Genomic DNA, 20522 nt, shown 5'->3' on the forward strand with positions numbered 1-20522 from the left:
AGGTAGTAATTCAGGTGACTGCACATGAATGATTTACAGATCGACGACATCAAGACCGACGAAAACGCCGCCATGGTGTTGCTGGTCGATGACCAGGCCATGATCGGTGAAGCCGTACGGCGTGGCTTGTCCCATGAAGAAAACATCGACTTCCATTTCTGCGCCGACCCGCACCAGGCGATTGCCCAGGCGATCCGTATCAAGCCGACGGTGATCCTGCAAGACCTGGTGATGCCTGGCCTTGACGGCCTGACCCTGGTGCGTGAGTACCGCAACCACCCGGCTACGGCGAATATCCCGATCATCGTGCTTTCCACCAAGGAGGACCCGCTGATCAAGAGCGCGGCGTTCTCTGCGGGGGCCAACGATTACCTGGTCAAGCTGCCGGACAATATCGAGCTGGTGGCGCGTATCCGCTATCACTCGCGCTCCTATATGACCCTGTTGCAGCGGGATGCGGCGTATCGCGCGCTGCGGGTCAGCCAGCAACAGTTGCTTGATACCAACCTGGTGCTGCAACGCTTGATGAACTCCGATGGGCTGACCGGGCTGTCCAATCGACGGCACTTCGACGAATACCTGGAGCTGGAATGGCGCCGGGCTATGCGTGATCAGACGCAGTTGTCGTTGCTGATGATCGATGTGGATTTCTTCAAGACCTACAACGATAGCTTTGGTCATGTTGAAGGGGATGAAGCTCTGCGCAAAGTGGCGGCGACTATCCGTGATGCCAGCAGCCGGCCTTCGGATTTGCCGGCGCGTTATGGCGGTGAGGAGTTTGCGCTGGTGCTGCCGAATACTTCGCCGGGTGGGGCGCGGTTGGTGGCGGAGAAGCTGCGTATGGCGGTGGCGGCGTTGAAGATTCCGCATATTGCGCCGGCTGAGGGGGCTAGCCTGACGATCAGTATCGGTTTGTCTACGGTGACGCCGCAGCAGGGGACGGATTGTCGGCAGCTGATATTGGCGGCGGATAAGGGGCTTTACACCGCCAAGCATAATGGGCGGAATCAAGTTGGGATTGAGTAGGGTTGGGTACATATCCGTTATTTAGGTAACGGCTACTTATGGTTCCGCTCTTACAGCGGCTCACTTTTGGAAAGGCCCAAAAGTAAGCAAAAGGCCTTCGCCCCAACACTCGGCACCTCGCCTAGGCTCGGTGTGCCCTCACTCCGGCTTGAATCCGTGGGCCGCCGCCACGCGCCATCCATGGCGCGGGGCGGCTAACCCGGCGTCCTGCCGGGTTGCCCACGGATTCAAGCCTGCGTTCGGCCAGCGTGTTTGACGGGGCGACCCCAGATCAAAAGCCAGAGCGCGGCGGCCTTAGAGCCGACCGATTCTTTGTGCCGTTCACCGCTCAACTGTGGGAGCTGGCTTGCCTGCGATGCAGACACCTCGGTACATCAGGCAAACCCAGTTGAAGCCATCGCAGGCAAGCCAGCTCCCACAGGGGAACGCGCCAGCTTCAGAGACTCGGTCGGCTACTAGGCCGCCGTGCTTTGTTTTTGATTTTGATCTTAGGCGCCCCGTTAAACACGCTGGCCGGAATTCGGCATGGATTTGGGGGGTAAACCGGCAGGGATGCCGGTTTAGCCGCCCCGCGCCATGGATGGCGCGTGGCGGCGGCCCCCCAAATCCATGTCGGATTACGGGCATGCCGAGCCTAGGCGAGGCACCGAGTGTTGGGGCAAGAGCCCTTTGCTTACTTTGGGGCTTTTCCAAAGTGAGCCGCCGTAAGGGCGGAACCATCAGTAGCCGTTACCTAAATAACGGATATACACACCACCAACTCCGAGCCTTTTCGCCCAGCGGACTGCTGCTCCCCCCCGTTTGCCGTTATACTCGCCGGCTTTCAAAAGTTCGCCAACGAGTGCTGCCCGCCATGGAAATCAACCCGATCCTTAACACCATCAAGGACCTGTCCGAGCGCTCCGAAACTATTCGGGGGTATCTTTGACTACGATCAAAAGCATGAGCGTCTGACCGAAGTCAATCGCGAGCTTGAAGATCCTGCTGTCTGGAACAAACCTGAATACGCCCAGGAACTGGGCCGCGAGCGCGCTGCGCTGGCGCAGATCGTCGATACCCTCGACGAACTGAACACCGGTCTGGCCGATTGCCGTGACCTGCTGGACATGGCCGTCGAAGAAAACGACGAAGGCGCAGTGGGCGATGTCGTCGCCGAGCTGGCCCGTCTCGAGGAAAACCTCGCCAAACTCGAATTCCGCCGCATGTTCAGCCACGAGATGGACCCGAACAACGCCTACCTGGATATCCAGGCCGGTTCCGGTGGCACCGAGGCCCAGGACTGGGCCAACATCCTGCTGCGCATGTACCTGCGCTGGGCCGACAAGCGCGGTTTCGAAGCGACCATCATGGAACTGTCCGCCGGTGAAGTCGCCGGTATCAAGGGCGCGACCGTGCATATCAAGGGTGAATACGCCTTTGGCTGGTTGCGGACCGAGATCGGCGTGCACCGCCTGGTGCGCAAGAGCCCGTTCGACTCCGGCAACCGTCGCCACACCTCGTTCAGCGCGGTGTTCGTCTCGCCAGAGATCGACGACAAGGTCGAGATCGAGATCAACCCGGCCGACCTGCGCATCGACACCTACCGCTCCTCCGGTGCCGGTGGCCAGCACGTAAACACCACCGACTCGGCCGTACGTATCACCCACGTACCGACCAACACTGTGGTCAGCTGCCAGAACGAACGTTCCCAGCACGCCAACAAAGACACCGCCATGAAAATGCTGCGGGCCAAGTTGTACGAGCAGGAAATGCAGAAGCGCAACGCCGCTTCCCAGGCGCTGGAAGACACCAAGTCGGACATCGGCTGGGGTCACCAGATCCGTTCCTATGTGCTCGATGCGTCGCGGATCAAGGATCTGCGCACCAACATCGAACGCAGCGACTGCGACAAGGTGCTCGATGGCGACATCGACGAGTATCTGGAAGCGAGCCTGAAATCAGGCCTGTAACACCCTAATTCTGTGATGGATGATTTAAAGACATGAGCGACCAACAACTCGACCCGCAAGCCCTGCAACAGGAAGAAAACTCCCTGATCGCCCTGCGCAAGGAAAAGCTTGCTGCCGAGCGCGCCAAGGGCAATGCCTTCCCCAACGACTTCCGTCGCGAAAACTACTGCGATGCGTTGCAGAAGCAATACGCCGACAAGACCAAGGAAGAGCTGGCAGAGGCTGCGATCCCGGTCAAGGTGGCAGGTCGCATCATGCTCAACCGTGGTTCGTTCATGGTGATCCAGGACATGACCGGGCGCATCCAGGTCTACGTCAACCGTAAAACCCTGTCGGAAGAAACCCTGGCCGCGGTGAAAACCTGGGACATGGGCGACATCATTGCTGCCGAGGGCACCCTGGCCCGTTCGGGCAAGGGCGACCTGTACGTTGAAATGACCAACGTGCGCCTGCTGACCAAATCCCTGCGCCCACTGCCCGACAAGCACCACGGCCTGACTGACACCGAACAACGCTACCGCCAGCGCTACGTTGACCTGATCGTCAACGAAGACGTGCGCCACACCTTCCGTGTGCGTTCGCAAGTGATCGCGCACATCCGCAGCTTCCTGATGGCGCGTGACTTCCTCGAAGTCGAAACGCCGATGCTGCAAACCATCCCCGGTGGTGCCGCGGCCAAGCCGTTCGAAACCCACCACAACGCGCTGGACATGGAAATGTTCCTGCGTATCGCGCCGGAGCTGTACCTCAAGCGCCTCGTTGTCGGCGGCTTCGAGAAAGTGTTCGAGATCAACCGCAACTTCCGTAACGAAGGCGTTTCGACCCGTCACAACCCAGAATTCACCATGTTGGAGTTCTACCAGGCCTACGCCGACTACGAAGACAACATGGACCTCACCGAAGAACTGTTCCGCGAGCTGGCGCAGCTGGTCCTGGGCAGCACCGACGTGCCGTACGGCGACAAGGTGTTCCACTTCGGCGAGCCGTTCGTGCGCCTGTCGGTGTTCGATTCGATCCTCAAGTACAACCCTGAGCTGACCGCTGACGACCTGACCGACATCGACAAGGCCCGCGCCATCGCCAAGAAAGCCGGGGCCAAGGTGCTCGGCTTCGAAGGCCTGGGCAAGCTGCAGGTGATGATTTTCGAAGAACTGGTGGAGCACAAGCTGGAACAGCCGCACTTCATTACCCAGTACCCGTTCGAAGTGTCGCCGCTGGCCCGTCGCAACGATGACAACCCGAACGTCACTGACCGTTTCGAGCTGTTCATCGGCGGCCGTGAAATCGCCAACGCCTACTCCGAGTTGAATGACGCGGAAGACCAGGCCGAGCGCTTCATGGCCCAGGTGGCTGACAAGGACGCCGGCGACGACGAAGCCATGCACTACGATGCAGACTTCGTTCGCGCCCTGGAGTACGGCATGCCGCCGACCGCTGGTGAAGGTATCGGCATCGACCGCCTGGTGATGTTGTTGACCAACTCGCCGTCGATCCGCGATGTGATCTTGTTCCCGCACATGCGGCCACAAGCGTAAGCGAAGCGAAATCCGAAGCCGCCTTTTATAAGGCGGCTTTTTTATGTGGCGTATTTAAGCGTCAAGCAAATAGCGCCAGGTTTTGATCTATTCAAGGATGTATGTGGTGAACCGCGTTATGGCTCAAGAAGGCGCCGCCGGCATTGCTGCTGCCGTGGCGGAAAGTGTCCAGTACCAGGGCCGCAAGGCCAGTCGCCGGGGCAGCGAGCAGCGCCGGCAAGATATTCTCGATGCGGCCATGCGCATCGTCGTGCGGGACGGCGTACGTGGCGTACGCCATCGCGCGGTGGCGGCGGAGGCGGGCGTGCCGCTGTCGGCCACCACCTACTATTTCAAGGATATCGATGACCTGCTCACCGATACCTTCGCCCAATACGTCGAACGCAGTGCGGCGTTCATGGGCAAGCTGTGGGTGCGCAACGAAGGCTTGCTGCGGGAGATGGTCGCTTATGGCGATGGCAGCCCGCAGTCGCGCTCGCAACTGGCCGATGACATCGCCCGGCTGACGGCCGACTACGTGATGCGCCAACTGACCAACCGCCGTGAACACCTGATGGCCGAGCAGGCGTTTCGCCAGGAAGCCTTGTTGAACCCGCGCCTGGCCGAACTGGTGCGCTCCCACCAGCAGATCCTGTTGCAGGGCACCGGGCAGTTTTTCCAGGTGCTGGGTTCGCGCGAGCCGCAGCAGGACGCCAAGGTGTTGACGGCCATCATCGGTCGGATGGAGTATCAGGGCCTGCTCGGCAGCGCAGACAGCCTGACCGGTGAAGAGATGCTTGAAATCCTCAAGCGCTACATGCATTTGGTGTTGGCGTCGGTCTGACGTAGGCTGCTGGGGCACATAACGTTTAAAGAGGAAGTTCCAGGTGGACGATTACCAGCAGACGATACGCACCTTGTCTGATCGCATTGTGCTGGCGCAAACACCGATTCGCGTCCTCGACGCCGTGAAGTGGGACGACAGCATTCGCCAGGGTTTCCTCAAGGCCAAGGGCAAGGAAATGCCGGCCGTCAGCCGTGACTATTACCTCAACCGACCGCTGTCGTTCGATTCCAGCGCGGTCAAGCTGGAGTTCCAGAACATCGAGCGCGACATCACCCGGCGCCTCGGCCAGTTCAGCCCGGTGGGGCAGATCATGCGTCGCATGTGCCGCGAATACCGCATGGTGGTACGCATGCTCGAAGCGCGGGGCACCGAAGACTTCGGCCTGATCTCCCAGGAACTCTACGGCGCCGCCTCCGATGCGTTCCACGCCGGCGACCCGACCCTCGCCGACCTCGGCCTGATGCTCTCCGACTACCTGAACAATATCGACGGCCGTGGCGACCTGAAGGACGAGGCCAAGACCCTCACCGCCAAGGACGCCGTCGCCCTGCTGCAAACCCGCCTGAACAAGGTGTTTGGCGAGGCCGAGGAAACCATCCGCGTGTTCGAGTCCGACGGTATCGTCGCCGACGCGGCGGCGGGTGCCGACTACATCAAGATCCGCGCCGACGCGATGTTCAACGACCGCGACGTGCGCGCCCTGGAAGTCCATGAAGGCCTGGTGCACGTCGGCACCACCCTCAACGGCCAGAACCAGCCGATCTGCACCTTCCTGTCCAAGGGCCCGCCGTCGTCCACCGTGACCCAGGAAGGCCTGGCGATCCTGATGGAGATCATCACCTTCGCCTCCTACCCCAGCCGCTTGCGCAAGTTGACCAACCGCACCCGTGCCATCCATATGGTGGAGGAGGGCGCCGACTTCCTGCAGGTGTTCGAGTTCTTCCGTGAGCAAGGCTTTGAAATGGCCGAAAGCTACGGCAACGCCAGTCGCGTATTCCGTGGCTCGGTGCCGACGGGTCTGCCGTTTACCAAGGATCTGTCCTACCTCAAGGGCTTTATCATGGTCTACAACTATATCCAGCTGGCCGTGCGCAAAGGCAAGCTGGAACAAGTGCCGCTGCTGTTCTGCGGCAAGACCACCCTGGAAGACATGCGCACCCTGCGCCAATTGGTGGACGAAGGTTTGGTGGTGCCGCCGAAGTATTTGCCGGAGCAGTTCCGCGACATGAACGCGCTGGCGGCGTGGATGTGCTTCTCCAACTTCCTCAACCACTTGAGCCTGGATCGGATCGAGGCGGATTACTCGAATATCCTCTGACGGATGTTCCTGAAGAAACCGGATCAAAAAATGTGGGAGCTGGCTTGCCTGCGATAGCGGTGTATCAGTCACAGCTGTTTCAACTGAAAGATTGCTATCGCAGGCAAGCCAGCTCCCACAGTTGATCTCATTTGTTCTTGAGAGATCGATCGTTCCCACGCTCTGCGTGGGAATGCAGCCCTTGGCGCTCTGCGCCACCTGGAGGCTTCAACGGATGAGAATCCTCGGCATTCTGTGCCTGCTACTGACCTTGAACGGCTGCAGCTCCCTGCTGTTCTACCCCGAGCCCGGCCTGCCGTTCACGCCGGAAAAAGCCCGCCTGGCTTACCGTGACATCACCCTCACCACCGCCGACGGGGTAAAACTCCACGCCTGGTGGCTGCCCGCCAAACCCGGCGTGCCGGTCAAGGGCACCGTGCTGCATCTGCATGGCAACGGCGGCAACCTGGCCTGGCACCTGGGCGGTAGCTGGTGGTTGCCAGAGCAGGGTTATCAGGTGTTGCTGCTGGACTATCGCGGTTATGGCCTGTCCGAAGGCAAGCCGTCGCTGCCGGCGGTTTACCAAGACATCGACGCCGCCTTCAGCTGGCTCGACAAGGCGCCCGAAACCCAACACCAACCCTTGATCGTCCTCGGCCAAAGCCTCGGCGGTGCGCTGGCGGTGCATTACCTGGCGGCCCACCCGGAGCGTCAGCCGCAACTCAAGGCGCTGGTCCTGGATGGCGTGCCCGCCAGTTATCGTGACGTAGGACAATTCGCCCTGAGCACCTCCTGGTTAACATGGCCGTTGCAGGTGCCTTTGTCGTGGCTGGTGCCGGACGCCGACAGTGCAATCCAGGCCATGCCGAAGCTGACCGGCGTGCCGAAACTGCTGTTCCACAGCCTGGATGACCCGATTGTGCCGGTGGCCAACGTTTTGCGCCTGTATCAAGCGGCGCCACCGCCGAGGGTGTTGCAACTGACCCGTGGCGGCCACGTGCAGACCTTTGCCGACAAGACCTGGCAAACCGTGATGCTGCGCTATCTGGACGACCCCCAGCACTTCAACGGCCTGCGTCGCCTGGGCGAAATCCCGAATTATCCCCTTCCCAAAGTTGATTCATCAGAGAGCCCGCAATGAGCGAAGAACGCAACATGATCCCGCTGATCCTCACCGGCATCGGCACCATTATCGGCACCGTCGGCTGCCTGTGGTTCTACGGTTACCTGCACTTCGCCAAGCCCGAAGATGCGCTGCTGCTCAGCGACTTCACCATGCTCAAGACCGTGCCGGGGGAGGATTACAAGATTTCCCTGACGCCGGCCGCACAAGTGGCGCAGTGCGTGGATGGCGTGCTGGTGATGTTCGATACCGAGCAGAAAGGTCTCAGTGGCGTGCTGGTGAACAACAAGAAGCAGGCAGTGCGCTGCATGGGTCAGGAAACGCCGCAATTGCAGCAGTAACCCGACCGGAAGGAACCATATTCTGTACGAGACCACTGATGGGTGTGTCGGCAAAGTTGAGACACAACTTACCCAATTGTGAACGTATGGAGTGTGAATATGCTTTCAGGTATCAACGGCATGGGCGGCAATATGGTCGGCAGCATGGACCAGATAGGTGGCCAGCAAGGGCAAGTGGACAAGGAGATGTTGAAAAAACTGCTGGAGGAGTTGATGGCCAGCGTAGGCGGCGCTCAACGTGGTAGCGGTGCCGGTGGTGCGGGTGGTGGTACTTCTGGGGGCGACCCTCAAGCCCAGGCACAAGGCCCGCAAATCCAGATGCCTGAACCAAACCAGGGCGCTGTCAACTTTGGCTAAATAGAAAAAACCCGCCGGATCAGGCGGGTTTTTTTACAGCGCTCGATCAGTTAGCGACGGCGGACCGTGGCTTGACCGGCTGGTTGTCGTTGGAAATGGTCACTTCAACCCGGCGATTCATGGCACGGCCCGACACGCTGCCATTGTCGGCCACCGGGTATTCCTTGCCGTAACCCTGGGTCACGATGCGCGAAATATCCACGCCCTGTTGTGCCAGTGCACGTTGTACCGAAGCCGCGCGGCGCTCGGACAGGCTCTTGGTTGTACGCATCCGAACCGGTGCTGTCGGTGTAGCCTTCGACGATCACTTTACGGTCCGGGTTGTCGCGCAGGAACTGCGCCAGCTTGGTGATATTCACCAGGCCGCTGGATTTCAGGTCGGACTTGTTGGTGGCGAACAGCACGTCACCAAAGGTCACCAGCGTACCGCGATCGGTTTGCTTGGCGTTCAGGCTGTCTTGCAGTTGCTTGATCTGTGCGTCACGGGCTTCCAGCAGGGCGCGGGCACGGTCGTCGCCGGCGTTTTTCAGCTTGGCTTCGGATTCGCGCAGGACGATGGTGTCCTTGGCCACTTCAACGCGCTGGTTGGTCAGGTAGGCCAACTGGTCGACCTTCTTCTGGTCTTCCTTGTCGCGGTAGGCCTTGTCGGCCTTGTCCAGCCATTCGCTGGCGTCCTTGGTTTCCAGCGCCGCGAGCTTGGTGGCTTGCGGGTTGGTTTGCAGGGCCGAGAAGTTGGTCCGTGCGTTTTCCAGGTTCGCGTTCGGCGGGGTGGAGCAGGCCGCCAGGGCAACGCTCATCGCCAGCAGGGCAGGGATCATCAATTGTTTACGCATAGTCGTGTCGTCCTTTCAATTCGATATCGGGTGCAATGCAATCGGGTGGCGGCGGCTTATGGCTGTTTGATCACAGCCGGGCGCATGCCTTCCTGACGCAGCTCCTGAACAGCTTTCTGGGAGTCCTTCACAGCCTGTTCAGCCTTGGCGGCCTGGGCTTTGCGCTCGGCCACGCGAGCGTCCCATTCAGCTTGTTCGGCCAGGCGACGGGCTTCATCGTAGTTCTTGTCGTGCATGGCAATTTCGGCTTGCTTGAGCTTGTCCTGGGCCGACTTCATTTCCACGGCGGCGTACTCGGTACCGCCAGCGCTGACCGCGCTGTTCACGGCAGACTGGGTCACCGCATATTGCTCGGTCGGCGGGTTGCCGGCGCAGCCCGCGAGAACGAAGCTGGTACCGATTGCCAGCGCGGCCAATTTAAGCCCGCGCAGGTGGTTAAACGAGGATTTGGCAGTGCTGGTCTTCATCGTCTTCAACTCCATTGGATAACTCCTGAAAAACTTAAAATCCATCCTGGGAGGTCGGTTGCGGGCCCGGCGGGTAAGGCACGTGACGCCTATTCAAACGGCCGTTCCAAGTGATGGCTTACTGGCTGTGACCGGAGGCGTTTTTGAATAGTTCAGAGAAGATGGCGATTTGCCTAAAAAAATATCTGACTGATCGGTCAGCGAAAAAACTTGGAACTTCTGCGTTGCGCAGGGGTACGCCGGGCCTGCGAGAGGCCCGGAATACAAGGGGTTTACCGCAAGGTGTCAGTGTTTCTGTTCGTCGGCACCCGCTGACAAATCATGCAGATAGCGGCGCGACAGCGTGAGGAAGCGCGGAGTAGGGCCGACGTCTTCGTACAACGGGTCGCCCTCTTCATCGGTGGCAATCACCTGCTGGCCCTTGATGTAGGGAAAGCTCGCTTCCAGCTCTTCAAGGGCGGCGCCGATCAGTTCGCCCAGCAATTCTTCAGGGTGGCGCTTGGGGTACATCTCGGTGATGGCCGCCAGCCGTGCGGCGGACTCCATATCCAGATGGATCGCGTACTCGGTCTTGGTCAAGCGACCCTTGGCGTTCTCTTCCCAATGCTGGGCCAGTTCTCGAATTTTCATGGCAACCTCAATAAAGCCCGCGATAGCAGGCGGTGATGAGTGACCAGCCGCGCGCGTGGATAAACGCGCCGGCTCAGTGTTGAGACTAGCTGCATCCCACAAGGTTTAAAGTCTTGTCAGAAATGGATGCTGACGGCACTCTGGCAGACCTGCGCGTCCCGGATTCCTGCTGGAGATTGGCTGATGAGTGATATCGATGCACGCTTGCGTGAGGACGTTCACCTGCTGGGTGAACTGTTGGGCAATACCATTCGAGAGCAGTACGGCGACGGTTTTCTCGACAAGATCGAGCAGATCCGCAAAGGCGCCAAGGCCGACCGGCGTGGCGCTGGCGATGAATTGAGCGCGAGCCTCAACCAGTTGCAGGAAGACGAGTTGCTGCCGGTGGCCCGGGCCTTCAACCAGTTCCTCAACCTGGCCAATATCGCCGAGCAGTACCAACTGATTCACCGGCGCGATGAGTCGCAGCCGGCGCCGTTCGAAGCCCGCGTGCTGCCCGAGTTGCTGGCGCGCCTGCAAAGCGAAGGCCACAGCAATGAATCCCTGGCCCGCCAACTGGCGCGGCTGGAGATCGAGCTGGTCCTTACCGCCCACCCTACCGAGGTGGCGCGCCGTACGCTGATCCAGAAATACGATGCGATTGCCGCACAATTGGCGTTGCAGGATCACCGCGACCTCACCACGGCCGAGCGCCAGCAGATCCGCGAGCGCCTGCAACGGCTGATCGCCGAGGCCTGGCACACCGAAGAAATCCGCCGCGTGCGCCCCACACCTGTCGACGAAGCCAAGTGGGGCTTCGCGGTGATTGAACATTCGCTGTGGCACGCCATCCCCAATTACCTGCGCAAGGCCGACCAGGCCCTGCATGCCGCTACCGGCCTGCGCCTGCCCCTCGAAGCCGCGCCGATTCGCTTTGCTTCCTGGATGGGCGGCGACCGCGACGGCAACCCGAACGTCACCGCGCCGGTGACCCGCGAAGTGCTGTTGTTGGCACGCTGGATGGCGGCGGACCTGTACCTGCGCGACATAGACCACCTGGCCTCGGAGCTGTCGATGCAGCAGGCCAGCCCGGCGTTGCAGGCCAAGGTTGGCGACAGCGTCGAGCCGTATCGCGCGTTGCTTAAACAGTTGCGCGAACGCCTGCGTGCAACGCGGCAATGGGCCCACGCGTCATTGACCGCCGCCACCCCGGCGCCCGTCGAGGTCCTGCAGAACAACCGTGACCTGCTCGACCCGCTGGAGCTGTGCTATCAGTCGCTGCACGAATGCGGCATGGGTGTGATTGCCGACGGCCCGCTGCTCGATTGCCTGCGCCGCGCCGTGACCTTTGGCTTGTTCCTGGTGCGCCTGGATGTGCGCCAGGACTCCAGTCGCCATTCGGCGGCCATGACCGAAATCACCGATTACCTTGGCCTGGGCCGTTATGAGGACTGGGACGAAGACGCGCGCATCAGCTTCCTGACAGAGGAGCTGAGTAACCGTCGACCGTTGCTGCCGGGCTATTTCAAACCGTCGGCGGACACCGCCGAAGTCTTGAATACCTGTAAGGAAATTGCCGCCGCGCCTGCTGCTTCGTTGGGCTCCTATGTCATCTCCATGGCCGGCGCTGCGTCGGACGTGCTCGCCGTGCAACTGCTGCTCAAGGAGTCGGGCGTGCAGCGGCCGATGCGTGTGGTGCCGCTGTTCGAAACCCTGGCCGACCTGGATAACGCCGGCCCGGTGATCGAGCGCCTGTTACTGCTGCCAGGCTATCGCGCGCGGCTGCAAGGCCCGCAGGAAGTGATGATCGGCTACTCCGACTCGGCCAAGGACGCCGGCACCACCGCCGCCGCCTGGGCGCAATACCGCGCACAGGAGCGCTTGGTGGACATCTGCCGCGAGCAGCAGGTGGAACTGCTGTTGTTCCACGGTCGCGGTGGCACCGTGGGGCGTGGCGGCGGCCCGGCCCACGCGGCGATCCTGTCGCAGCCGCCAGGCTCGGTGGCAGGGCGCTTCCGCACCACCGAACAAGGCGAAATGATCCGCTTCAAATTCGGCCTGCCGGACATCGCCGAGCAAAACCTCAATCTCTATCTGGCAGCGGTGCTGGAAGCGACCTTGCTGCCACCGCCGCCACCGGAGCCGGCCTGGCGCCATTTGATGGACGAATTGGCGGCAGACGGTGTCAGCGCCTACCGCGCCGTGGTGCGGGAAAATCCGCAGTTCGTCGAGTACTTCCGCCAGTCCACCCCGGAGCAGGAGCTGGGCCGCTTGCCCCTGGGCAGTCGCCCGGCCAAGCGCCGTGCGGGGGGCATTGAAAGCCTGCGCGCGATCCCATGGATCTTTGGTTGGACCCAAACCCGCCTGATGCTGCCCGCCTGGCTTGGCTGGGAAGCCGCGCTGAGCAAGGCGCTGGAGCGTGGCGAAGGGGAGCTGCTGGGGCAGATGCGCGAGCAGTGGCCGTTCTTCCGCACCCGCATCGACATGCTGGAAATGGTCCTGGCCAAGGCCGATGCGGACATCGCCCGGCTGTATGACGAGCGCCTGGTGCAGCCAGACCTGTTGCCATTGGGTGCGCACTTACGCGACCTATTGTCGCAGGCATGCAGCGTGGTGCTTGGCCTGACTGGCCAGTCGCAACTGCTGGCCCATAGCCCTGACACCCTGGAGTTTATCCGCCTGCGCAACACCTACCTCGACCCCTTGCACCTGTTGCAGGCCGAGTTGCTGGCACGTTCGCGCCAACAAGAGGCGGCGCAGGACAGCCCTCTGGAACAGGCGCTGCTGGTGTCCGTGGCCGGTATTGCCGCCGGTTTGCGCAACACCGGCTAAGGTTTTCCAAGTGTTCTCAACGGCTTGCAGATAAACCACGGCGGCCGCCCGCAAATGGGCGGTCGGCGTTTGTGGCGGCGGGTTGCACCCGGGCACACCCTACCTATGACGCATGCCCTGCGCGGGTTCCTGCGACTTTTGGCGGCTTGTATGGTGACGGCCCGCTGTGTATCTTGATCAGCCTTTGGCCGTTTGGGCGGCCCGAATCCTATTTTTACGCGATTGGCCCCACGCGGCGAATCCGAGCATCATCTCTATAAAAAATTGAGGAGCACATCAATGCGCGTCATTCTGCTGGGAGCTCCCGGGGCCGGTAAAGGTACTCAGGCAAAGTTCATCACTGAAAAATTCGGCATTCCACAAATCTCCACCGGCGACATGCTGCGTGCAGCGGTCAAGGCCGGCACCGAGCTGGGCCTGATCGCCAAGAGCGTGATGGACAGCGGTGGTCTGGTGTCCGATGACTTGATCATCAACCTGGTCAAGGAACGCATCAGCCAGGAAGACTGCAAGAACGGCTTCCTGTTCGACGGCTTCCCACGCACCATTCCCCAGGCTGAAGCCCTGGTGAAGGCGGGCGTCGAGCTGGACGCAGTGGTTGAAATCGCGGTTGAAGACGAAGAAATCGTCCAGCGTATTGCCGGCCGTCGCGTTCACGAAGCCTCGGGCCGCGTGTACCACACGATCTACAACCCGCCAAAGGTTGAAGGCAAGGACGATGTGACCGGCGAAGAGCTGGTGCAGCGCAAAGACGACACCGAAGAAACCGTGCGTCATCGCCTGTCGGTCTACCACTCCCAGACCAAGCCGCTGGTGGATTTCTACCAGAAGCTGTCGGCTGCCCAAGGCAAGCCGAAGTACAGCCACATCCCAGGTGTTGGCTCGGTCGAGGCGATCACGGCCAAAGTGCTGCAAGCACTGAGCTGATCCCTCGATTTGCTTCACCTATAACGGCCCGCTTGCGGGCCGTTGTTGTTTATACTGGCGCACTTTTTTTCGACTTGGACACCCACACCGATGAGCACCCTGCTGGCCCTGGACACCGCGACTGAAGCTTGCTCCGTTGCCCTGCTGCACGATGGCAAGGTTACGAGCCACTACGAGGTGATCCCGCGCCTGCATGCGCAGAAGCTGTTGCCAATGATCAAGCAACTGCTGGAAGACGCCGGCACCACCCTGGCGGCGGTCGATGCCATCGCCTTCGGCCGTGGCCCCGGCGCGTTTACCGGTGTGCGCATTGCCATTGGCGTGGTGCAGGGCCTGGCGTTTGCCCTGGAGCGCCCGGTGTTGCCGGTGTCCAACCTCGCCGTGCTGGCCCAGCGCGCCTTGCGCGAGCATGGCGCCCGGCAGGTGGCCGCGGCCATCGATGCGCGCATGGACGAAGTCTATTGGGGCTGCTACCGCGAGACAGCGGGGGAGATGCGCCTGGTGGGCGTTGAAGCCGTGCAGCCACCAGAGGCGTCGGTATTACCGCAGGATGCCAGCGGTGACTGGTTCGGTGCGGGCACCGGCTGGGGTTATGGCGAGCGCATCGGTGTGCAGTTGGTGGGCCAGGATCGGGCCATGTTGCCTCACGCCGAAGACCTGCTGACCTTGGCACGCTTTGCTTTCGAGCGTGGCGAAGGGATTCCCGCCGACCAGGCGGCGCCGGTTTACCTGCGCGATAAGGTTGCGCAGACCAAGGCCGAACGCGGGATTATTTGACGTCAAAAGTGTGGGCATTTTCCGGCGAAAATCGCCAATCGTCAGAATTTGCCCCGGCTTTTAAACCTTTTTCAAATTATGTGTTCTAGTTATCACCAGAGCATTTGCGCGCTACGGATTGCGCCACTAAAATGCCATTACTGATAGCGAGTTCGCGCCCATGCGTATTGATGGCTTTTCCTCACAGTCCTACCCAATCAAGCGCAAGCCGCGTAAGGCCAATGCGACGGTGGACGACGCTGTCGAGGATTCGCCGGACTTCATCGAAGTCCAGGCCGATGCGCAGGCCAACGCCCAAGCCCGTATCAGCGGTCTTCCCGCCCGTCAGCAAGACATGGTCTTCCCCCGCTCCATGAGCAAAAGCGTTGCCACCGCCCTGGCCAGCTACCTGACCACCGCCGGCTTTGTCGAATGGGATATGGAAGTGCTGGGTCTCGACATCCACATCTGATGCGCCTGCCTTATTTCATCGGTTGCCCGTCCTGGAGTGAAAACGCCTGGCGCGAGTACCTGTACCCGGCCGATGCGCGTTCCAGCGATTACCTCTCCCTCTATTCCCAGGTCTTCAACGCCGTTGAAGGCAACACCACGTTTTATGCGCGCCCCTCAGCCGCCACGGTGCAGCGCTGGGCCGAGGTCATGCCCAAGGATTTTCGCTTCACGGCGAAATTCCCGGGTGATATCAGCCATGGCGGCGACTTGCGTGAGCAATTGCCGGCCGCGGAGAGCTTTGTCGGCTTGATGAGCCCGCTGGGTGAGCGTGTGTCGCCGATGTGGCTGCAATTGTCGGCGACGTTCTCACCGCAGCGGCTCGCCGAGTTGGCGGGGTTTATCGACGGCCTGGAGCGCCCGCTGGCGGTGGAAGTGCGCCATCCCGAGTTCTTCGCCAAGGGCGACGCCGAGCGCATGCTCAACCGGGCTATTGCGTGACCGGGGCGTTGAGCGCATCTGCCTGGACCCGCGGGCGCTGTTCAGTTGCACGTCGACCTCGGCAGCAGTGCTGCATGCCCAGGCGAAAAAACCCAAGGTGCCGCCACGTCCGGCCGCGCTGACGCTGTTTCCCCAGGTGCGATTTATCGGCCATCCCGAGCTGGAAGCCAACGATCCGTTCCTGGTCCCGTGGGTCGCCAAAGTCGCCGACTGGATCGAAGAGGGCCGCACGCCCTACGTGTTCCTGCATACCTCGGACAACCGCCTGGCAGCGCAACTGGCCCTGCGCTTCCATGATCAACTGATGGCACGCCTGCCCGGATTACCGCCGCTGCCGACCCTGAATCGAGCGCCCGCTGTGGAACAACTGGGGGTTACTCTAAGGCTCCTTTTTTCGCCAGGAGCCAGACATGGATGCCCAAACCCTTCGCGCCGAAACCTTCAAGGCCCTGCATGAGCGTGATCGTGCCTTCGTGATGCCCAATCCGTGGGATGCCGGCTCCGCGATCATGCTCGCCAGCCTCGGCTTTGAAGCCCTGGCCACCACCAGTGCCGGCTATGCATTCAGCCTTGGTCGGCCGGATGCGGAAGGCGCGTTGTCCCTGGAAGACACCTTGAGCAATGCCAGCGCCATCGTGCAGGCGACCGCGTTACCGGTGGCGGCGGACCTGGAAAACGGCTTTAGCGACACCCCCGAAGGCTGCGCCCAGACCCTCCTGCGCGCGGCGGCCAGCGGTATCGTCGGTGGCTCCATCGAAGATGCCACCGGCATTGCGGTTGACCCGATCTATCCCTTCGACTTGTCAGTAGAACGCGTGGAAGCCGCCGTTGCCGCCGCCCGCAGCCTGCCATTTCCCTTTACCCTGACCGCCCGCGCAGAAAACCTCCTGCATGGCCGCCTGGATTTGCCTGACACCATCCGCCGCCTGCAAGCCTACGCCGAAGCCGGCGCCGACGTGCTCTACGCGCCGGCCTTGCGCAGTGCCGAGGAAGTGCTGGCGGTGGTCAAGGCCGTCGCGCCCAAGCCGGTGAATGTGTTGATGTCCGGCGGTTTGAACCTGAGCGTCGCGCAGTTGAGCGAGATGGGCGTGCGGCGCATCAGCGTCGGCTCGGCCCTGGCCTTGGCGGCGTATGGCGAGTTCTATCGGGCGGCGCAGGAAGTGGTGGAGTTGGGGACGTTTACCTTCACCGAACGCAAGATGCCGTTCAGCCAGGCCAACGCCTTTTTCAAGGACTGAGTCAGGCGGCCAGGCGCAGGTTCTGCGTGACCAGCGGGCGCGCCCAATAGTAGTCGAAGTCCAGGGCCTTCTGTTGCTCCACCAGTTCTTCGTCCGGGTACGGCGTGGCGGCGGGTGGCAGCAGGTCCAGTTCGAACTCGGCGATGGGCAGGTGCAGGGGGCGCGGTTCGGGCGCAGGGCCTGGTTCCGGCAACGGTTGGCCAGCAGTCAGTACGATCGGACGGACCCAGCCACTGTCGAAATTCTGCCGGCGCTGTTGGGCGACGATTTCGTCGTCCGGGAACGGTGTGGCCGCCGGTGGCAGCAATTCGGTCTCGAACTCGGCGATCGGCAGGAACAGCGGCTCAGGCGGGGCGATCTCGGTGTCTTTCACGTCGCACTCACGCTGGGTGAGGATCTGTGACAGCAAGTCGGCGCCAGCGCGGGGTTCAACTTCCGGGTCCAGCGGTTCCGGCGCCTGGGCGGCGAGCGCGTCCGGCGTGCCGCCGAGCTGCTCGGCCAACGCCCGGGCGAAGAAGTCCTGCCACACATGACTCACCCCGGCCAGCGCTTGGGTATTGCGCAGGCCGTAGTGGTTGTGGGTCGGCAGTACACCGATGGTTTGGGGAAGAATGTCTGACATTTTTCTCGGTCGACGCTCAGCTCTGGCAAAATACCTGACTGTTGGTTTTATCGGCCGTTGTTTGCCGATCCTTAATATTTTTGAGCGTAGCGATTGATGAGCGAACAACCAGCGGCCAGCCGCATCCGGGTCGAGGCCTTGGCCGAGGGTTTCCAGGCCCTGGCCGAACAATGGGCGGCCCGGCTTGACCTGCCTTTGCAACTGGCGGATGCGGATTTTTCCCTGCAGGTCGGCGAGCAAGGCCTACAGCTGCAACAGCTCGGGCCTGACGCGCCAGGGGCGGTGCGCGTGGATTTCGTCGAAGGCGGCGCGGCACACCGGCGTTTATACGGCGGCGGCAGCGGGCAGATGATTGCCAAGGCCGTGGGCATCGCCCAAGGCGTGCGACCACGGGTGCTGGACGCGACGGCTGGGCTGGGCAAGGACGCGTTCGTGCTGGCCAGCCTGGGCTGCGACATGAGCCTGATCGAGCGCCAGCCGCTGATCGGCGCCTTGCTCGAAGACGGCCTGGCACGCGGTGCGGATGATTTTGAAGTGGCGCCGATCGTGGCGCGCATGAAACTGCTCAAGGGCAATTCCATCGACGTAATGCGCAACTGGGAGGGCGAGCCGCCGCAGGTGATCTACCTCGACCCGATGTTCCCGCACCGTGAGAAAACGGCCCTGGTGAAGAAGGAAATGCGCCTGTTCCGGCCGTTGGTCGGCGATGACCCGGATGCCCCGGCCTTGCTCGCTGCGGCGCTGGCCCTGGCCAGCCACCGGGTGGTGGTGAAACGGCCGCGCAAGGCGCCGTGCATCGAGGGGCCCAAGCCGAGCCATGCGTTGGATGGCAAGTCCAGCCGGTATGATATTTATCCGAAGAAGGCGCTCAAGGGCTGAGTTTTTCAGTGGCCTTCAGGGCCTCATCGCAGGCAAGCCAGCTCCCACATTTGAAAGTATTCACAAATCAACATGTGGGAGCTGGCTTGCCTGCGATAGCGCCAGCCCCGGCAACACAAGGCCTCAGGTCCGATAAGCGCGCATAAACAACCCCACCACATCCTGCACATGCGCCTCGGCGGCTTCTTCACTCAACGGCCCGCCACAGCCATACAGCAAGCAGAAATTCGCCGTGCCCTTGAGCAGGCAAAAGAAGTGCTCGGCCGCCGTAAACGGTTTGTCGATGCTCAGCGCACCGCTCTGGTCGATCTTGCTCAACAGGCGCTCCATGCCTTGCAGCATGCGCATCGGCCCCGCCTCGAAAAAGATCTGCGAGAGTTTCACGTCCTGATTGCCGGTGGTCATCATCAGGCGATGCAGGTTCACCGATTCCTCGCTGTTGATCAGCCGATGGAACCCCCGCGCAATATTCAGCAACACCGTCTCCACGGGCATGTCGGCGGGCAGCTCGAAGTACATCACCGGCAGTTGTTCCTCGCACGTCGCCACCACGGCGGCGGTGAACAAGGTCTCTTTGTCGGTGAAGTGGCTGTAGACGGTCAGCTTCGACACGCCGGCTTCCAGTGCTACCGCGTCCATGCTGGTACTGGCGTAGCCATTGCTCAAAAACAGGATTTTCGCGGCTTCGAGGATAGCCTGGCGTTTTGCCATGTCCTTGGGACGCCCGGGGCTATTGGTGTTGAGAGGATTGTCGGACATTTTCACCTTTAATACTGGACTGGTGAGTTTGGTATTAATAACATACCGGCCAGTATAATTATTCCTAGCTCCATTTGCGAAAGGTCCTTCAGCATGCGCAGTACTTTCCTGCCCCTTGCGTTGCCTGTCAGCTTGGCTTTCCTGCTGGCCGCCTGCGGTCACGAGGAAGCCCCCCAGACCGTTATCCGCCCGGCCATGGTGGTGCAACCGCAGCCTTCGGCGCAGGCGACTGACAGCTACCCCGGCGAAGTACGTGCGCGCTATGAGCCGGACCTGGCCTTTCGCATTGGCGGCAAAGTCAGCAAGCGCCTGGTGGAGGAGGGCGAGCGGGTCAAGGCCAACCAGCCTTTGGCCGAGCTGGACCCGCAAGACGTGCGCCTGCAACTGGAGGCCACCCGCGCCCAAGTGGCCGCCGCCGAGGCCAACCTGAGCCTGGTGCGCGCCGAGCGCGACCGCTACAAGACCCTGATGGACCGTCAGATGGTCAGCCGTTCGCAGTACGACAATTCGGAAAACCTCTACCGATCCGGCGAAGCACGCCTCAAGCAGATCAAGGCCGAGTTCGACGTGTCGAGCAACCAGGCCGGGTATGCCACGTTGCGCGCACCGCAGGACGGCGTCGTCGCCAAGCGTGCGGTGGAAGTGGGCCAAGTGGTGTCTGCCGGCCAGACCGTATTCACCCTGGCCACCGATGGCGAGCGCGAAGTGTTGATCAGCCTGCCGGAGCAAGGCTTCGGTCGGTTCAAGATCGGCCAGCCGGTGTCCGTCGAGTTGTGGAGCCAGCCTGACCAGCGTTTTGCCGGGCGTATTCGTGAACTGTCGCCGGCCGCTGATCCAAAATCCCGCACCTTTGCCGCACGCGTGGCGTTCACCGGTGGCAAGGTCCCCGCTGAACTGGGGCAAAGCGCTCGTGTTTTCATACAGGCCGACGGCGTGATTCCCCTGTCGGTGCCGCTGTCTGCCCTCAGTGCAGAAAATGGCGATTCCTACGTCTGGCGTGTACAGGCGGACAACACCCTTAAGCGCACGCCGGTACGCATCGGCGCCTTCGGCGAGAAAAGCGTGCCGGTGCTGGAAGGCCTGAGCCCCACGGACTGGGTGATCGCCGCGGGTGTGCATGTGCTCCATGAGGGCCAGCAAGTGCGCCCGGTGGATCGTTCCAACCGGGTGGTGAATCTGGCGGCCAAGGAGTAGT

The 20522-nt window shown here is 61.6% G+C and carries 19 protein-coding genes and 2 pseudogenes; 16 read left to right on the forward strand and 5 right to left on the reverse strand.

Annotation, left to right across the window (positions count from 1 at the left end; all coding sequences use genetic code 11):
• The first annotated feature begins 24 nt into the window (after positions 1 to 24).
• The 8 genes from PSH87_RS06270 to PSH87_RS06305 all read left to right on the forward strand — a co-directional run bounded on the left by PSH87_RS06270 (position 25) and on the right by PSH87_RS06305 (position 8454).
• A complete protein-coding gene (locus tag PSH87_RS06270) occupies positions 25 to 1026 on the forward strand; it encodes a diguanylate cyclase (protein ID WP_017738220.1) in 1002 nt (333 codons plus the stop codon).
• A gap of 853 nt (positions 1027 to 1879) precedes the next feature.
• A protein-coding gene (gene prfB, locus PSH87_RS06275; RefSeq protein ID WP_100215725.1) for a peptide chain release factor 2 occupies positions 1880 to 2975 on the forward strand; the annotation gives its coding sequence in 2 pieces (ribosomal slippage) (positions 1880 to 1951 and positions 1953 to 2975; 1095 coding nt in all).
• Between the two features lie 32 nt (positions 2976 to 3007).
• Positions 3008 to 4510: a lysine--tRNA ligase gene (gene lysS / locus PSH87_RS06280; protein ID WP_017738328.1), complete on the forward strand. Its 1503-nt coding sequence runs from the start codon at positions 3008 to 3010 to the stop codon at positions 4508 to 4510.
• A gap of 106 nt (positions 4511 to 4616) precedes the next feature.
• The gene (locus PSH87_RS06285) at positions 4617 to 5333 is read left to right on the forward strand and encodes a TetR/AcrR family transcriptional regulator (RefSeq protein ID WP_026136994.1); all 717 of its coding nucleotides are present in this window, start codon (positions 4617 to 4619) and stop codon (positions 5331 to 5333) included.
• 43 nt (positions 5334 to 5376) lie between these two features.
• Positions 5377 to 6654 carry a flavohemoglobin expression-modulating QEGLA motif protein gene (locus PSH87_RS06290; RefSeq protein ID WP_017738326.1) on the forward strand — a complete coding sequence of 426 codons (1278 nt, stop codon included), beginning with the start codon at positions 5377 to 5379 and terminating at the stop codon, positions 6652 to 6654.
• Positions 6655 to 6868: 214 nt separating this feature from the next.
• Positions 6869 to 7774: an alpha/beta hydrolase gene (locus tag PSH87_RS06295; protein WP_305432901.1), complete on the forward strand. Its 906-nt coding sequence runs from the start codon at positions 6869 to 6871 to the stop codon at positions 7772 to 7774.
• Positions 7771 to 8097, forward strand: coding sequence for a hypothetical protein (locus PSH87_RS06300; RefSeq protein ID WP_017738324.1), 327 nt, complete (start codon positions 7771 to 7773; stop codon positions 8095 to 8097). Before PSH87_RS06295 ends, PSH87_RS06300 begins: the two co-directional genes overlap by 4 nt.
• A gap of 99 nt (positions 8098 to 8196) precedes the next feature.
• The gene (locus PSH87_RS06305) at positions 8197 to 8454 is read left to right on the forward strand and encodes a hypothetical protein (RefSeq protein WP_305432902.1); all 258 of its coding nucleotides are present in this window, start codon (positions 8197 to 8199) and stop codon (positions 8452 to 8454) included.
• A 46-nt stretch (positions 8455 to 8500) separates the two neighbouring features.
• Here PSH87_RS06305 and PSH87_RS06310 read toward each other — a convergent pair.
• The 3 genes and pseudogenes from PSH87_RS06310 to PSH87_RS06320 form a co-directional block, all read right to left on the reverse strand.
• Positions 8501 to 9287 (reverse strand): annotated as a pseudogene (locus tag PSH87_RS06310) (OmpA family protein).
• Positions 9288 to 9343: 56 nt separating this feature from the next.
• The gene (locus PSH87_RS06315; RefSeq protein WP_017738321.1) at positions 9344 to 9769 is read right to left on the reverse strand and encodes a DUF4398 domain-containing protein; all 426 of its coding nucleotides are present in this window, start codon (positions 9767 to 9769) and stop codon (positions 9344 to 9346) included.
• A 270-nt stretch (positions 9770 to 10039) separates the two neighbouring features.
• Positions 10040 to 10384 (reverse strand): pilin assembly protein, encoded by a 345-nt coding sequence (locus PSH87_RS06320; RefSeq protein ID WP_305432903.1) that lies wholly within the window; start codon positions 10382 to 10384, stop codon positions 10040 to 10042.
• Positions 10385 to 10567: 183 nt separating this feature from the next.
• Between PSH87_RS06320 and ppc the strand changes: the two genes are divergently transcribed.
• From ppc to PSH87_RS06350, 6 genes and pseudogenes are all read left to right on the forward strand, one after another.
• The gene (gene ppc / locus PSH87_RS06325) at positions 10568 to 13195 is read left to right on the forward strand and encodes a phosphoenolpyruvate carboxylase (RefSeq protein ID WP_305432904.1); all 2628 of its coding nucleotides are present in this window, start codon (positions 10568 to 10570) and stop codon (positions 13193 to 13195) included.
• A gap of 279 nt (positions 13196 to 13474) precedes the next feature.
• Positions 13475 to 14122, forward strand: a complete 648-nt coding sequence (gene adk, locus PSH87_RS06330) for an adenylate kinase (RefSeq protein WP_017738318.1) — start codon at positions 13475 to 13477, stop codon at positions 14120 to 14122.
• 90 nt (positions 14123 to 14212) lie between these two features.
• Positions 14213 to 14899 (forward strand): tRNA (adenosine(37)-N6)-threonylcarbamoyltransferase complex dimerization subunit type 1 TsaB, encoded by a 687-nt coding sequence (tsaB, locus tag PSH87_RS06335; protein WP_305432905.1) that lies wholly within the window; start codon positions 14213 to 14215, stop codon positions 14897 to 14899.
• A gap of 160 nt (positions 14900 to 15059) precedes the next feature.
• Positions 15060 to 15350 carry a hypothetical protein gene (locus PSH87_RS06340; RefSeq protein WP_017738316.1) on the forward strand — a complete coding sequence of 97 codons (291 nt, stop codon included), beginning with the start codon at positions 15060 to 15062 and terminating at the stop codon, positions 15348 to 15350.
• Positions 15350 to 16205 (forward strand): annotated as a pseudogene (locus tag PSH87_RS06345) (DUF72 domain-containing protein); the annotation flags it as partial. The gene PSH87_RS06340 and the pseudogene PSH87_RS06345, both read left to right, overlap by 1 nt.
• Before the next feature lie 34 nt (positions 16206 to 16239).
• The gene (locus PSH87_RS06350) at positions 16240 to 17067 is read left to right on the forward strand and encodes an oxaloacetate decarboxylase (protein WP_305432906.1); all 828 of its coding nucleotides are present in this window, start codon (positions 16240 to 16242) and stop codon (positions 17065 to 17067) included.
• A 1-nt stretch (position 17068) separates the two neighbouring features.
• On the opposite strand, the gene PSH87_RS06355 is transcribed toward PSH87_RS06350, so the two are convergent.
• Positions 17069 to 17689, reverse strand: coding sequence for an energy transducer TonB (locus PSH87_RS06355; protein ID WP_305432907.1), 621 nt, complete (start codon positions 17687 to 17689; stop codon positions 17069 to 17071).
• Positions 17690 to 17785: 96 nt separating this feature from the next.
• On the opposite strand from PSH87_RS06355, the gene PSH87_RS06360 reads away from it, so the two are divergent.
• The gene (locus PSH87_RS06360) at positions 17786 to 18568 is read left to right on the forward strand and encodes a class I SAM-dependent methyltransferase (RefSeq protein ID WP_305432908.1); all 783 of its coding nucleotides are present in this window, start codon (positions 17786 to 17788) and stop codon (positions 18566 to 18568) included.
• Positions 18569 to 18691: 123 nt separating this feature from the next.
• On the opposite strand, the gene PSH87_RS06365 is transcribed toward PSH87_RS06360, so the two are convergent.
• Positions 18692 to 19327, reverse strand: coding sequence for a TetR/AcrR family transcriptional regulator (locus PSH87_RS06365; protein WP_305432909.1), 636 nt, complete (start codon positions 19325 to 19327; stop codon positions 18692 to 18694).
• A 93-nt stretch (positions 19328 to 19420) separates the two neighbouring features.
• Between PSH87_RS06365 and PSH87_RS06370 the strand changes: the two genes are divergently transcribed.
• The gene (locus PSH87_RS06370; protein ID WP_305432910.1) at positions 19421 to 20521 is read left to right on the forward strand and encodes an efflux RND transporter periplasmic adaptor subunit; all 1101 of its coding nucleotides are present in this window, start codon (positions 19421 to 19423) and stop codon (positions 20519 to 20521) included.
• Position 20522 lies beyond the last annotated feature (1 nt).

This window comes from Pseudomonas sp. FP453 (assembly GCF_030687495.1).
Lineage (GTDB): Bacteria > Pseudomonadota > Gammaproteobacteria > Pseudomonadales > Pseudomonadaceae > Aquipseudomonas.